Raw genomic sequence first — 14,287 nt, forward strand, 5'->3', positions numbered from 1 at the left:
CGGCAGCGGCGGTGACGCCGGCCTCGGCGGCGAGGTCGGCGGCCCGCTCCCCGGCCTCCAGCCGCGCGACGAGCTCCATCTTCCTGTCGAAGGGCAAGTATACGGCCTTCTTGCGGGGCGGCGGGGCGACGCCCGCCGCCTTCGCCCAATTTACAACGGCCGTGCGGCTGCAGCCGGCCAGCTCGGCCGCCTCGGTCAGGCTGAACCCCGCCGCGACGGCCTCCACGGCGAGCTCCCTGGTCTCCAACGGGTACATGCGGACTCCAATCCGGACACCGGAGTGTCCAACTTTTTGTCCGCACCCCCCGCGCTCTTGGAAAATGTGCTTTCCTGTACCTTCGTTTTTCTTGAAGGCCTTCAGCAGGCCAAAATAGCACAATTTCCAAATCCTGGGCCGCCCTCTTTGCATCGAGCAGAAATTGTCTTCGACAAAAAGATTTCTCCATTTCGTCTTCGCGTCTGGCGATGGCGAGGCTGCGGGAAAAACTATAGGCGCATCGCCGACTTTTTAACCGATTGGAAATGTTGACCGCTGAGATGCCAGTAAAATAGCGTGCTACAGTCATTTTCGAGAACCGATAAGGAGGTCGCAGGTCGTGGAGCCGAATATCAAAGAGGTGGCGGGGCGTATTCGCGCTCTGCGGGAGGACATGGACCTCACGTTGCAGGAGATGGCCGAGGCCACGGGCCGGTCGACGGCGGAGTACGCCGCACAAGAGTCCGGCGAGGAGGATCTCTCCTTCACCTTCCTGTACAAGTGCGCCGAGAAGTTCGGCGTCGACGTCATCGAGCTGCTCACCGGCGAGAACCCGCACCTGACGGGCTACTCGCTCACGCGCGAGGGCGCGGGCCTTTCCATCAAGCGCCGCGCTGGCTTCGAGTACCTGCACAAGGCGCCGCATTTCCGCCACAAGCTGGCCGAGCCCTTCGTGGTCACCGCTCCCTATTTGGAAGAGGAGCAGGACGTGCCCGTGCACCTGTCCCGTCACGAGGGCCAGGAGCTCGACTTCATCATCTCCGGTCAGATGCGATTCGCCTACGAGGACCACGAGGAGATCCTGAGTCCGGGCGATGTCGTCATGTACGACTCCGGTCGCGGCCATGGCATGATCGCCACGGGAGGGGAGCCCTGCGTGTTCCTCGCCATTGTGATGAAGCCCGAGGGGGAGAAGATTATCTAGGCGGCCCGACTCGCGGGCTTGCGACCGGCGCTACCGGGCCCGGCCGCGCGTCCGCGCATCCGGCGTCGCCGAACCCAAGGTAATCGTTCGTCCTATCAAGACTTCACCCGAGGATATCATCATGAGAAACATCAACTTGCGCTACGTGGACGAGGCCTACGACGAGAACGGTCTGCTCACGAAGTTCGACATCACCATGCCCGATAACTTCAACTTCGCCTACGACGTCGTGGACGACATCGCGATCAACGACCCCGAGCGCACGGCCATGGTCTGGTGCAACCCGGAAGGGGAGGAGCACACCTTCACCTTCGCCGACATGAAAACGTGGTCGGACAAGACGGCGAACTTCATGGCGGACTGCGGCATCGGCCGCGGCGACTTCGTCATGGTCATCCTGCGCCGCCACTACCAGTTCTGGTTCACGATGCTGGCCCTGGAGAAGCTGGGAGCGGTGGCGGTGCCGGCCACCTTCATGCTGAAGGAGCACGACCTCACCTATCGCCTGAACGGGGCTGACATCAAGGCCATCATCGCCACCTCGGCCGGGGACATCGCCGGCACCATCGACGCGGTGGTGAAGGAGTGCCCCAGCGTGGAGACGCTCATCCTCGTGAACCCCGCCGGCGCCGGGCTCACCCCGCGCGACGAGGACGGGAACTGGGTCGCTCCCGCCGGCGAGCTTGTCGGCGAGGCGCTCTCGGGCCCTGCGGGCATCTGCGCGGCCCCCGTCGCGCGCGAGGGCTGGCGCGACTTCAACAGCGAGGTGCGCGCGGCTTCGGCCGACTTCACCCGCCGCGAGACGGCCGGCGCCGATCCCATGCTCATGTACTTCTCCTCGGGCACCTCGGGCAATCCCAAGATGGTGCTCCACGATTCCGGCTACGCGCTGGCGCACCTCGTCACGGCCAAGCACTGGCACAACGTGAATCCCGAGGGGCTGCACTTCACCATCGCCGACACCGGCTGGGGCAAGGCGGTCTGGGGCAAGTTCTTCGGCCAGTGGCTCATGGAGGCCGCGGTGCTCACCTACGACTTCGACCGCTACGATCCGGCCGAGATCCTCTCCCTCGTCGGTCGCTACGGCGTGACGACGCTCTGCTGCCCGCCGACGATGTACCGCCTCATGACCGAGGTGGACGTGGACGCCTTCGACCTGTCCAGCTTGGAGTACTGCACCACGGCCGGCGAGGCGCTGAACCCCGATCTGTTCGACTTCTGGCGCGAGCACACCGGCCTTACCATCTACGAGGGCTTCGGCCAAACGGAAACCCCGCTCACCGTGGGCAATCTGACGAACTCCACGCCGCGCCCGGGCTCCATGGGCAAGCCGGTGCCGATGTACGTCATGAGGATCTTGCGCGACGACGGCACCGAGTGCGACACCGGCGAGACCGGCGAGATCTGCATCTCCATCGACCCGCATCCGGCCGGCATCATGATGGAGTACTACCGCAACGCCGAGAAGACCGCCGAGGCCATGCACGACGGCTGGTACCACACCGGCGACACGGCCTGGCGCGACGAGGAGGGCAACTACTGGTACGTGGGCCGCAACGACGACGTCATCAAGTCGAGCGGCTACCGCATCGGCCCCTTCGAGATCGAGTCGGTGATGCTCGAGCACGACGCCGTGCGCGAGGTGGCCGTCACCGGCGTGCCCGACCCGGTGCGCGGCTTCGCCGTGAAGGCGACGGTGGTGCTCGCCGACGGCTGGCAGGGAAGCGATGACCTCACCGCCGAGCTGCAGAAGTGGGTGAAGCGCCAGACAGCCCCCTACAAGTACCCACGCATCATCGAGTACGTCGACGAGCTGCCGCGCACCGTCAACGGCAAGATCCGCCGGGCCGCCATCCGCGAGCAGGACAAGACCCACCACGCCTCGCAGAAGACCCCCGAGGGGCTCATCTGATGACGGCAGATCAAGCTGCGAGGCTCCCGTTCCCGTTGGCGCCGGTCACGGTGGTGACGGGGCATTACGGAGTGGGGAAGACCAACTTCGCCCTCAACCTCGCCTTGGACGCCGCCGCGGCCGGGTACCGCGTGACACTCGCCGATATGGACGTCGTGAACCCGTACTTCCGCTCGAACGAGTATCGCGATCTTCTGGAAGAGGCCGGGGTGCGGCTCATCGCGCCGGTGTTCGGCCACGCGGGCACGAGCCTCGACGTCCCGTCGGTCACCGGGGAACTGGCCGTGGCTGCGGCGGAGGCCTATCGCGACGAGACGGGGCGTACGGTCGTCATCGTGGATGCCGGCGGCGACGATGTGGGCGCCACGGCGCTCGCGCGCTTCGCGCCGGCCCTCGCAGCGGGGCCTTATGCCATGCTCTACGTGGTGAACGCCTTCCGCAACCTCACGCAGGAACCTGCCGATGCGGTGGCGGTGCTGCGCGAGATCGAGGTCAAGAGCCATTTGGCGGCCACGGCCGTGGTGGGCAACTCCCACTTGCAGGGCGAGACTGCTTTGGGACACATCGTCGAAAGTGTCCCGTATACCCAGGCAGTGGCCTCGATGGCGGGCCTTCCCATTGCCTGCATTACCGCCCCCATTCAGGCCATTCAGCGGGAAAACACGGGGCCATGCGCCCTGGACGACATTCCCAATGGCTATGCTGTGAACGTGTACGTCAAGCCTCCCTGGTCCTAAGGGCGGCCCATTCAAGATGAGAGAGAGGCGCGGGCGGCGAGGCCCGCGCGCGAGTAAGCAAGGGAGGTTTCCATGGCGCGAGTCACTATCGACGATTTCTTCTGCAAGGGATGCGGGCTGTGCACCGATGTCTGCCCGGTGGGCATTCTCGAGCTCGACCCGGACGTCATCACGGCCAAGGGCTATCACCCGGCCCATTGCACCGACGAGGACAAGTGCACCGGTTGCGCCACCTGCGCGACCATGTGCCCCGATGTGGCCATCACGGTTGAAAGGTAGTTCAATGGCTGAGAAAGTACTCATGAAGGGCAACGAGGCCATGGCCGAGGCGGCCATGCGCGCCGGTTGCCGCTTCTTCTTCGGTTACCCCATCACGCCCCAGACCGAGGTGGCCGCCTACATGGCGAAGATGATGCCGAAGGTGGGGGGCACCTATCTTCAGGCGGAGTCCGAGGTGGCGGCCATCAACATGGTCTACGGCGCATCGGCGGCCGGCGCCCGCGTGATGACCTCCTCGTCGTCGCCGGGAATCTCGCTGAAGAGCGAGGGCATCTCGTATATGGCTGGCGCCGATCTGCCCGGCGTCATCGTCAACGTGCAGCGCGGCGGTCCGGGCCTCGGTTCCATCCAGCCCTCCCAGGCCGATTACTGGCAGGCCACCAAGGCCACCGGGCACGGCGACTTCCACATCGTCGTGTACGCGCCCTCCACGGTGCAGGAGATGGCCGACTACGCCTTCAAGGCGTTCGATACAGCCGACAAGTACCGCGTGCCGGTCATGATCATGGCCGACGGCATGCTCGGCCAGATGATGGAGCCGGTGGTCCTGCCCGAGGCGCTCGCCCCGGAGGATCTGCCCGAGAAGCCCTGGGCCACCTGCGGCCACGGGCATAAGCGACCCCACAACGTGGCGAACTCGCTGTACCTGACCGCGTCCGATCTGGAGGACCTCGTCCGCGAGCGCTATGAGCGCTACGCGGTCATTGAGGAGACCGAGCAGGAGGCCGAGAGCTATCTCACCGAGGACGCCGACATCGTGCTCGTGGCCTTCGGCGGCGCGGCCCGCGTGGCCCGCTCGGCGGTGAACGCCGCGCGCGAGCAGGGCATCAAGGCGGGCCTTGTGCGCCCCATCACGCTATGGCCCTTCCCGACCCGCGCCATCGAGGCGCTCGTGCCCACGGCCAAGGCGTTCCTCGATGTGGAGATGAACATGGGCCAGATGGTGGAAGATGTGCGCCTGGCGGTGGCGGGGCGCGTGCCGGTGGAGTTCTTCGGCCGCACCGGCGGCGTCATCCCGACGCCCGACGAGGTGCTGGCGGCCATTGTCGCTTTGAACGAGAAGGTAGGTGAGTAGCATGGCCGAGACGACTGAGAAGGAAATGAAGGTGGTCTTCGAGCGACCCCACTCCCTGTTGCCCGTGGTCACGAACTTCTGCCCCGGCTGCCCCCACGGCATCGTGGAGCGTTTGGTGTGCGAGGTCATGGACGAGCTGGACATCGAGGGCGAGACGATCGGCGTGGCGCCCGTGGGCTGCTCGGTCATCTCCTACGACTTCTTCGGCTGCGACATGATCGAGGCCGCCCACGGCCGGGCGCCGGCGGTGGCCACGGCGGTGAAGCGCGTGCATCCCGACAAGGTGGTCTTCGCCTACCAGGGCGACGGTGACTTGGCCTCCATCGGCATGGCCGAGACGGTCCATGCGGCCACTCGCGGCGAGAACATCACCATCATCTTCATCAACAACGCCATCTACGGCATGACCGGTGGCCAGATGGCCCCCACCTCGCTGCCGAACCAGGTGACCCAGACGAGTCCCTACGGGCGCGATGTGTCCACGGCCGGCAACCCCATCCGCGTGAGCGAGCTTCTGAACGCGCTGGACGGCCCGGCCTACATCGAGCGCGTCTGCGTCGATACGCCGAAGAATGTGCGCAAGGCTAAAAAGGCCATCAAGAAGGCCTTCCAGAACCAGATCGACGGTGTGGGCTACTCGTTCATCGAGGTGGTTTCCACCTGCCCCACCAACTGGGGCATGACGCCGCAGGACGCCTTCGAGTGGATGCGCGTGAACATGCTGCCGTACTATCCGCTCGGGGTGGTGCGCGATGTGACCGCCGACGGCTTCGCCAATGCCGCCGAGGCGGCGAGCGCCCGCAATGCGGCCTGCCCCATCGCCCATCCCAAGGCCGTGTCAGAAGGAGGCAACTAATGGGCAAGGATCTCACCTGCGTCGTCGCCGGCTTCGGCGGCCAAGGGTCGCTGTTCGCCGGCAAGGTCATCGCTACGGCCGGCCTCATTGAGGACCGCGAGGTTTCGTGGATGCCCTCCTACGGCCCCGAAATGCGCGGCGGCACCGCCAACTGCTCGGTGACGCTGTCCGATAAGCCCATCGGCAGCCCGCTGATCACGCGCCCGAGCGCGCTCATCGCTCTGAACCAGCCCTCCTTCGACAAGTTCATCGACAACGTGGAAGAGGGCGGCATCGTGGTGGTGGACACGGCCATGGTGCCGAGTCTCACCGAGCCCGAGGGCGTGACGGTCATCGGCATCCCCGCGACCAAGATGTGCGAGGAGGCCGGTCTCAAAGGCCTCGGCAACATCGTGCTTATCGGCAAGCTCTGGGCCGAGACCGGCTTCTGCTCCGAGGAGGCGCTCGACGGCGCCATCGCGAAGGTGGCCGGCAAGAAGCCCGAGAAACTCGAGCAGAACCGCCAAGCCATCAAGCTCGGCATCAACGCGTAGTCTTTTACCGCAGCCGGGCGGGCTGGAAGCGGTCGGGGATTGAATCAGGCACCGTCCAGTCAGGGGCGGGACAAGATAGAAGGACGAACATGGAAGAAGAGAACCTGAAAGATTTGGGCGAGCGCCTGCAGGGCCTGCGCGAGGCCTGCGACGTGTCGCGCCACACTATGGCCGAGGAGCTCGGCGTCGATATCGACACCTACCGCGGCTGGGAGGAGACCGGCGAGGACATCCCCATCTCGGCCATCTACCACATGGCCCGCAAGTTCAACGTCGACCTCACCGAGATCCTCACGGGCACCGCGCCGAAGCTGGACACCTACCACTTGGTGCGTCGCGGCGAGACCGAGGAGGTCGAGCGTTTCCCCGGGTATCACTACGAGGACATGGCCAGCCGCTACGCCCGCAAGATCATGCAGCCGCTGCTGGTCATCTTGGATCCGTGCGACGAGCCGGCCGAGCTGGTGTGCCACGACGGCCAGGAGTTCAACTACGTGCTGGAAGGGTCGCTCATTCTCACCTTCGGGGATCGCGACATCCAGCTGAACGCCGGCGACAGCATCTATTTCAACCCCACCTACCCCCACGGCCAGCGCTGCAACGGCGACGTCCCCTGCAAGTTCATCACCATCATCGCTGAGTAGTACCATCTCATTTTTGGAAGAGTAGCGAAGCGACCCGGGGTGTTCCAACCGAGCGAGTTCCGCAGCGACTGGAAATGCCCAGTGGGCATTTCCACAAAGCGAGGACTGTTTGAGCGAACTGGAATACCGCGAGGCGCTTCGCGGACAAAGCGGAATCGCGCACAAAGCGAAATAGGAGAGCAGAGAGAAGCACCACTATGGATCATGTTCTGAAGAAGTACTGCCCGAGAATTGAGTTCGATTCCTACGAGGACTTCGCCGAGAACTTCACCATCGAGGTTCCCGAGGCCTTCAACTTCGGTTTCGACGTCGTCGACGAGTGGGCCGCCGTGGAGCCCGACAAGCGGGCGCTTCTGTGGACCAACGACGCCGGCGAGGAGCGTGTGTTCACGTTCACCGACATCAAGCGCCTGTCCAACCAGGCCGCCAACGCCTTTAAGGAGCTCGGCATCGGCAAGGGCGACGTGGTCATGTGCATCCTGCGCCGCCGCTGGGAGTACTGGGTGTGCGCCGTGGCCCTCTGCAAGTTGGGCGCCACCATCATCCCCGCGTCGCTGCAGCTCACGCGCAAGGACGTGGTCTACCGTGCCAACAGCGCCGACGTGAAGGCCATCGTCGCCGTGAACGACGAGTACGTCTGCACGCAGGTGGAAGAGGCCATGCCCGATTGCCCCACGGTGCGCGAGAAGTTCATCGTGGACGGCTCCCGCGAGGGCTGGGTCGATTTCGACGAGCTCATCGCCGGCTACCCCGATACCTTCGAGCGTCCGACCGGCGAGGCGGGCGTCACCTCCAAAGACATCATGCTCATGTACTTCACGAGCGGCACGACGGGCAACCCCAAGGCCGTGGAGCACAACTTCGCCCATCCGCTCGGCCACATCATAACGGCGAAGTACTGGCAGCAGGTGCAGGAGAACAAGCTGCACATGTCGGTGACCGACTCCGGTTGGGCCAAGTTCGGCTGGGGCAAGATCTACGGCCAGTGGATCGCCGGCGCCACCATCTTCGCCTACGACATGGACAAGTTCGTGCCCACCAAGCTTCTCCAGAAGATCCAGGACTACAAGCTCACCACCTTCTGCGCGCCGCCCACCATGTACCGCTTCATGCTGCAGGAGGATGTGGCCGCCTACGATCTGTCCAGCGTGGAGAACTTCGCCACGGCCGGCGAGCCGCTGAACGCGGAGGTGACCATTCAATGGGAGCGCCTCACCGGCAAGAAGATCCGCGAGGGCTTCGGCCAGACCGAGGGCCCGGTGCTTCTGGCCACCTTCCCGTGGATCGAGCCGAGGCCCGGCTCCATGGGCAAGCCGTCGCCCCTGCTCAACGTGAAGCTGCTCGACGACGACGGCCGCGAGGTCGATGACGGCGAGGAGGGCGCCATCTGCGTGACGGGCCTGAAAGAGGCCTACCCGCCGGGGTTGTTCGTGGGCTACTACGGCAACCCGGAGCGTACGGAGGAGGCCGTGGGAGGGGAGTATTACAACCTCCACGACATGGCTTGGCGCGATTCCGACGGCTATTGCTACTTCGTGGGTCGCAACGACGATGTCATCAAGTGCTCCGGCTACCGCATCGGCCCCTTCGAGGTGGAAAGTGCGCTGGTGGAGCATCCGGCCGTGGTGGAGTGCGCTGTTACGGCGGCGCCGGATCCCATCCGCGGCAAAGTGGTGAAGGCCACCGTCGTGCTCGCGAAGGGCTACGAGGGCACCGACGCGCTCACCCGCGAGCTGCAGGACCACGTGAAGAAGACCACGGCTCCCTACAAGTACCCGCGCATCATCGAGTACGTGGACGAGCTGCCCAAGACCATCGGCGGCAAGATCAAGCGCAAGCTCATCCGCCAGACCGACGGCATTCAGGAGTAGTTCCGTTCGCCCTGACGGGACGAACGGGAACGCCGACGCTGCGGCTCCGACAGGCACCTGGCCTTGCCCCTTGTTTTCACCTTGGCGCGTACCGAAGTACGCTTGGGTGAAAGGCGGGGCAATTCCAGGTGCCTGTCGGAGCCTCGCTGATTTCCTTGGTCCAATTCCGCTCCCTTTTCTTCTCGATGGGCTAAAAACACCATTGGCGAGAATTTCGCGGTGATCGGCGTTGTCAATTGCAGCCAAGTTCAGGTATCATGCACATCGAAGCGAAACCCCAAGGGGCGATGGCGTCGCGCTTCGAATGGCGCCGCCCTTGCCCCTCGAGGTTCAGAGGTCAGCTGGGGAGGGCAGATCGCTCGCTTCGAAGGAAGGAGATGCCATAAGGGCATCTCGAGGATCCCCAACTGGAAGGAAGAGGCATGACAGAAGAAGAGAAAAAGGTGGACGGGCAGACTGCCGAGCCTGCCGCCCAGAAGAAAAAGAAGAAGTGGCCCATCGTCGTGGGCGTCGTCGTCGCTGTGCTCGTCGTGGCCGGCGCCGGCTTCTGGGTATGGCACGAGCAGCCGAGCTTCTGCAACGCCATCTGCCACACCCCGATGGACGCCTACCTGCCCACCTATGAGGCCGAGCCCGGCCAGGCCGCCACTGACGTGTGGGGCAACGAGGTCGCCAACGCCTCCGGCATGATGGCCGCTGTGCATCGCGCCCAGAACGGCACCACCTGCCTTGGTTGCCACGTGCCCACCCTGTCCGAGCAGATCGGCGAGGGCATGAGCTGGATCACCGGCAGCTACGAGGTTCTGAACACCCAGACCGGCCAGCAGGTCGTGCCCGAGAAGTCGCTGGAGGATCTCGTGGCCGCCCGCGGCATCGAGCCCGATCAGTTCTGCCTGAACGAGTCCTGCCACAACATGACTCGCGACGACCTGATCCAGGCCACCGCCGACCTGGAGCGCAACCCGCACGTGGCCCAGCACGGTGAGAACCAGTGCAGCGACTGCCACAAGGCGCACCGCGCTTCCGTGAACATGTGCTCGCAGTGCCACAACGACGCCCCCATCCCCGAGGGCTGGATCTCCGCTGCGGACAACACCGCGCTGGAGAAGGAGCTGGACAGCCTGAACAAGGCCTAAGCTTCTCGCCACGCAGAGCATCATGGGGAAGGCCGCCTTCGGGCGGCCTTCCCTTTTTGTCGGGGGTGCAATGGCGAAGTTACGATTACCCAACTCCTTAAGGTTAGCCGCCGCAACTCGCGGCGCCGAGTCTCACTATAGGTAGGACGATACGGCGCCCGCACGAGCGAGGCCGTGGTGAAAGGAGTTGGAACCCATGGAACTTGAGAAGTCCCAGACATGGAAGAACCTGGAGAGCGCGCTCTCCCAGGAGGCCGTGGCCTACTGCGAGTACACGTTCTACGGCCAGCAGGCCGCCAAGGACGGCTACAAGCAGATCTCCGACATCTTCAACGAGACCGCCGGCAACGAGCTGCACCACGCGAAGCTGCACTACAAGAAGATGCACGGCGGGAAGGTACCAGGGACGCTCGACAACCTGAAGGCCGCCGCCGCTAGCGAGGACGAGGAGGTCGGCATCTACACCGACTATGCCAAAACCGCCCGCGAGGAGGGCTTCGCCGATCTGGCCGACTTCTTCGAGGGCCTGGCCGCCATCGAGAAGAGCCACGAGAACCGCTACCAGCTGCTCATCGAGCGCATCGAGAACGACGAGGTGTTCCGCCGCAAGGAAGTGAAGGTGTGGGTGTGCACCGTCTGCGGCCACATCGAGATCGGCACCGAGCCCCCCGAGAAGTGCCCCGTCTGCGAGCACCCGCAGGGCTACTTCGAGATCAAGGCCGAGAACTTCTAAGTTCCGTTCGCCCTGACGGGACGAATGGCACTCCCGATGCTGTGGCTCCGACAGGCACCTGCCCTTCGCACTCAGCGCTTTCCCTCACGGCCCCAAGGCCGCTCGGCCGCGCTTCAAGCGAATTGCAGGCACCTGTCGGAGCCTCGCTGACTTCCTTGGGCGAACCTGTGGCCATCCCATTTTCGCCTTTTTAGAAAAAATTCAACACAACGCTTGCAACTCATCTTTCTGCGGTGTATGGTGCAACCGTCCTTTAAATGCGGTACAGAGAGGCCGACAAGGTAACCCCAATCAGCGCAGCGCCCGGAAAGCGGGAAGCAAGCGCAACGACGCAGGAAGCCTAGTCGCCAGACGGGCTTTTTCTTTTGCCCGCGCGGCGGCACGAAGCTCGCGGAAAACTCGGACGCGGGGCTTCGCGGACTCGTCTGTGCGCACTGACCTTACGAAGGGAGTGTGTATGAACGACGAGAGCATGGTCAAGTCGATCTGCATGGATGCAGACGACATCGAGCGAGCGGTGACGCGCATGGCGCACCAGATCCTCGAGGCCAACAAGGGCGCGGACAACCTCGCGCTCGTGGGCATCGTCACGCGAGGCGACCTTCTCGCGAAGATGCTCGTTCACAAGATCGAGGAGATCGAGGGGGTCAAGGTTCCCCTGGGCAAGCTGGACATCAGCTTCTATCGCGACGACTTCGCGACCCATATGTCCCCCGAGGTCCATTCCACTGACATCCCGTTTAGCATCGACGGCATGACCATCGCGCTCGTGGACGACGTGCTCTACACGGGCCGCACTATCCGCGCGGCGCTCGACGCCCTCATGGACATCGGCCGCCCCGCCGCCGTGGAGCTGGCGGTCCTCGTCGACCGCGGCCATCGCGAGCTGCCCATCCGCGCCGACTTCGTGGGCAAGAACGTCCCCTCGTCCTCCAGCGAGAACGTGCGTTTGTTCTTGGAGGAAGTCGACGGCATCTCGGCCGTGGAGATTCTGGACATCGAGCCGGGCAAGCGCGCAGGCGCCGCGGCCCTGACGAAAAAGGAAGGTGAGTAGGTCCATGGCCTTCGATCACAAGCACCTCATCGACATCACGGAGTACTCCGCCGATGACATCATGACCATCCTGGAGACGGCCAAGACCTTCAAGCAGGTCAACGAGCGCCGCATCAAGAAGGTGCCGACGCTGAAGGGCTTCACCGTCGTGAACATGTTCAACGAGCCCTCCACCCGCACCCGCTCCTCCTTCGAGATCGCCGAGAAGCGCCTTTCCGCCGACTCTCTGAACTTCGGCGGTTCCTCCACGGCCACGGTGAAGGGCGAGAGCCTCGTGGACACCGTGAAGACGCTCTGCTCCTACAAGATCGACTGCATCGTGGTGCGCGACCGCTGGGCCGGCGTGCCCCGCAAGATCGCGGATGTGTCCGGCGTGTCGGTCATCGACGCCGGCGACGGCAAGCACCAGCATCCCACCCAGGCGCTACTCGATCTGTACTCCATCTGGGAGGAGAAGGGCTCCTTCGACAACCTGCACGTGGGCGTGGTGGGCGACATCTCGCACTCCCGCGTGTGCGGCTCGCTTATCCCGGCCCTGAAGATCATGGGCTGCGAGGTGACGGTCATCGCACCGCCGACGCTGCTGCCCGCGCGCCCCGATATCCTGGGCGCCGACCATGTGACGAGCAACCTGGACGAGGCGCTGCCCGAGCTGGACGTGGTGTACATGCTGCGCATCCAGCGCGAGCGCTTCGAGGGCGCGCCCTACCCGAACCTGCGCGAGTACAACCTGCTCTACGGCCTCACCGAGGAGCGCGACCGTCTTTTGAAGCCCGACGCGTGCGTGTGCCACCCGGGCCCCATCAACCGCGGCGTGGAGCTGGACAGCTTCATGGCCGACCATCCCAAGCGCTCCATCATCCTCGACCAAGTTTACGCCGGCGTGCTCGTGCGCATGGCCGCCCTGTACCTGCTCCTAGGAGGTAGCAACGATGGCATTGATGCTTAAGAACGCCCGTCTGATCGACCCCCAGATCGGCCTTGATGAAGTGGCCGACATCCTCATCCGCGACGGCAAGATCGTGGAGGTGGGCCACGACCTCACCATGGAGAAGGGCGTCGAGCGCGACCTGTCCGGCAAGATCGTCACCCCCGGCCTGGTGGACATGCACGTGCACTTCCGCGATCCGGGCCAGGAGCAGAAGGAGGACATCGCCTCCGGCTCCCGTGCGGCGGCCCACGGCGGCTTCACCGCGGTGTGCACCATGCCGAACACGAGCCCGGTGGTCGACGACGCCGTGGCCGTGGAATATGTGAAGGCCCGCGCCGCGGCCGTGGGGAAGTGCCGCGTCGTGGTGGCCGGCGCCTGCTCCAAGGATCTGAAGGGCGAGGTGCTCTCCGACATGGGCGACATGTACGCCCACGGCGCGCCGGTGTTCACCGACGACGGCCACGGCATCCAGGACGCCGGCATGATGCGTCGCGTCATGGACTACGCCAACCAGTTCGACACGGTTATCATGGCCCACTGCCAGGACGACTCGCTCGTGGCCGACGGCCAGGTGAACGAGGGCGTGGCGAGCACGCGCCTCGGCATGGTGGGCTGGCCGGCCGAGGGCGAGGAGCTCGAGATCGCCCGCGACATCGCGCTCTGCCGCCTGACCGGGTGTCCTCTGCACATCCAGCACATCACCACCAAGCGCGGGCTCGATCTGGTGGCCGCCGCCAAGGCCGAGGGCCTGCCGGTGACCTGCGAGGTGACGCCGCACCACATGTTCCTCACCGAGGACGCCATCACCGCCGAGTACCAGACCGCGCTGAAGGTGAACCCGCCGCTGCGCACCGCCGAGGATGCCGCCGCGCTCATCGAGGGCCTCGCGAATGGTACCATCGACGCCATCGTCACCGACCACGCGCCCCACACCGACTGGGAGAAGGACCGCGAGTTCGAGCTGGCGCCCTTCGGCATGACTGGGCTTGAGACCTCGCTCTCCCTCGTGCTCACGCACCTCGTGCGCGCCGGCGTCATCGACTACGGCCGCATGATTCAGGCCATGGCCGTCGCCCCGCGCGAGATCCTGCGCCAGGAGCCGGTGAAGATCGAGGCCGGCAGCGTGGCCGACCTCACGGTCATCGACCCGGAGGCCGCCTGGACCGTGGAAGTGGGCGACTTCTATTCCAAGGCCAACAACTCCGGCTTCATCGGAGCCGAGCTTACGGGCCGCGCCACCGACGTCTACGTCGGCGGCTACGCCACCATGGAGGACGGCAAGATCGTCGAGTAGGTACCTGCCGACAACCAATGTCTTGCCTGGAAGGGGCCGTCTTCGGACGGT

15 protein-coding genes are annotated in these 14,287 nt (G+C 64.7%); 14 read left to right on the forward strand and 1 reads right to left on the reverse strand.

The genetic code is table 11. From position 1 onward, the window contains the following. On the reverse strand, nt 1-256 hold a 256-nt coding region (locus ACW4LP_RS06565; protein WP_455803616.1), incomplete at its 3' end, for a hypothetical protein. Between the two features lie 340 nt (nt 257-596). Here ACW4LP_RS06565 and ACW4LP_RS06570 point away from each other — a divergent pair. The 14 genes from ACW4LP_RS06570 (at nt 597) to ACW4LP_RS06635 (ending at nt 14,236) form a co-directional block, all read left to right on the forward strand. Beyond that, a complete protein-coding gene (locus ACW4LP_RS06570) occupies nt 597-1,181 on the forward strand; it encodes a helix-turn-helix domain-containing protein (RefSeq protein WP_022739977.1) in 585 nt (194 codons plus the stop codon). 121 nt (nt 1,182-1,302) lie between these two features. Beyond that, on the forward strand, nt 1,303-3,093 hold the full coding sequence (locus tag ACW4LP_RS06575) for an AMP-binding protein (RefSeq protein ID WP_114539010.1): 1,791 nt from the start codon (nt 1,303-1,305) through the stop codon (nt 3,091-3,093). Continuing rightward, nucleotides 3,093-3,830 (forward strand): nucleotide-binding protein, encoded by a 738-nt coding sequence (locus ACW4LP_RS06580; RefSeq protein ID WP_114548303.1) that lies wholly within the window; start codon nt 3,093-3,095, stop codon nt 3,828-3,830. Before ACW4LP_RS06575 ends, ACW4LP_RS06580 begins: the two co-directional genes overlap by 1 nt. Before the next feature lie 72 nt (nt 3,831-3,902). Continuing rightward, nucleotides 3,903-4,109, forward strand: coding sequence for a 4Fe-4S binding protein (locus ACW4LP_RS06585; protein ID WP_022739974.1), 207 nt, complete (start codon nt 3,903-3,905; stop codon nt 4,107-4,109). Between the two features lie 4 nt (nt 4,110-4,113). Further along, nucleotides 4,114-5,184, forward strand: coding sequence for a 3-methyl-2-oxobutanoate dehydrogenase subunit VorB (locus tag ACW4LP_RS06590; RefSeq protein ID WP_114548304.1), 1,071 nt, complete (start codon nt 4,114-4,116; stop codon nt 5,182-5,184). A gap of 1 nt (nt 5,185) precedes the next feature. Further along, a complete protein-coding gene (locus ACW4LP_RS06595) occupies nt 5,186-6,040 on the forward strand; it encodes a thiamine pyrophosphate-dependent enzyme (RefSeq protein ID WP_114548305.1) in 855 nt (284 codons plus the stop codon). Then, nucleotides 6,040-6,573, forward strand: coding sequence for a 2-oxoacid:acceptor oxidoreductase family protein (locus ACW4LP_RS06600; RefSeq protein ID WP_114548306.1), 534 nt, complete (start codon nt 6,040-6,042; stop codon nt 6,571-6,573). The genes ACW4LP_RS06595 and ACW4LP_RS06600 overlap by 1 nt, the downstream gene beginning before the upstream one ends. Before the next feature lie 89 nt (nt 6,574-6,662). After that, the gene (locus tag ACW4LP_RS06605) at nt 6,663-7,217 is read left to right on the forward strand and encodes a helix-turn-helix domain-containing protein (RefSeq protein ID WP_022739970.1); all 555 of its coding nucleotides are present in this window, start codon (nt 6,663-6,665) and stop codon (nt 7,215-7,217) included. A 197-nt stretch (nt 7,218-7,414) separates the two neighbouring features. Further along, the gene (locus ACW4LP_RS06610; RefSeq protein ID WP_455803617.1) at nt 7,415-9,088 is read left to right on the forward strand and encodes an AMP-binding protein; all 1,674 of its coding nucleotides are present in this window, start codon (nt 7,415-7,417) and stop codon (nt 9,086-9,088) included. Between the two features lie 422 nt (nt 9,089-9,510). After that, entirely contained in the window at nt 9,511-10,224 is a 714-nt protein-coding gene (gene cgr1 / locus ACW4LP_RS06615) for a cytochrome c-type protein Cgr1 (protein WP_114539017.1), read from the forward strand. A gap of 196 nt (nt 10,225-10,420) precedes the next feature. Further along, nucleotides 10,421-10,957 carry a rubrerythrin family protein gene (locus ACW4LP_RS06620; protein ID WP_161127867.1) on the forward strand — a complete coding sequence of 179 codons (537 nt, stop codon included), beginning with the start codon at nt 10,421-10,423 and terminating at the stop codon, nt 10,955-10,957. Between the two features lie 457 nt (nt 10,958-11,414). Beyond that, complete coding sequence (gene pyrR, locus ACW4LP_RS06625; RefSeq protein WP_455803618.1) at nt 11,415-12,011, forward strand: bifunctional pyr operon transcriptional regulator/uracil phosphoribosyltransferase PyrR; 597 nt, start codon at nt 11,415-11,417, stop codon at nt 12,009-12,011. 4 nt (nt 12,012-12,015) lie between these two features. Continuing rightward, nucleotides 12,016-12,960, forward strand: coding sequence for an aspartate carbamoyltransferase catalytic subunit (locus tag ACW4LP_RS06630; protein WP_114539020.1), 945 nt, complete (start codon nt 12,016-12,018; stop codon nt 12,958-12,960). Then, entirely contained in the window at nt 12,944-14,236 is a 1,293-nt protein-coding gene (locus ACW4LP_RS06635) for a dihydroorotase (protein WP_161127870.1), read from the forward strand. The genes ACW4LP_RS06630 and ACW4LP_RS06635 overlap by 17 nt, the downstream gene beginning before the upstream one ends. The last annotated feature ends 51 nt before the right edge of the window (nt 14,237-14,287 follow it).

This window comes from Adlercreutzia sp. CNCM I-6215 (assembly GCF_977072315.1).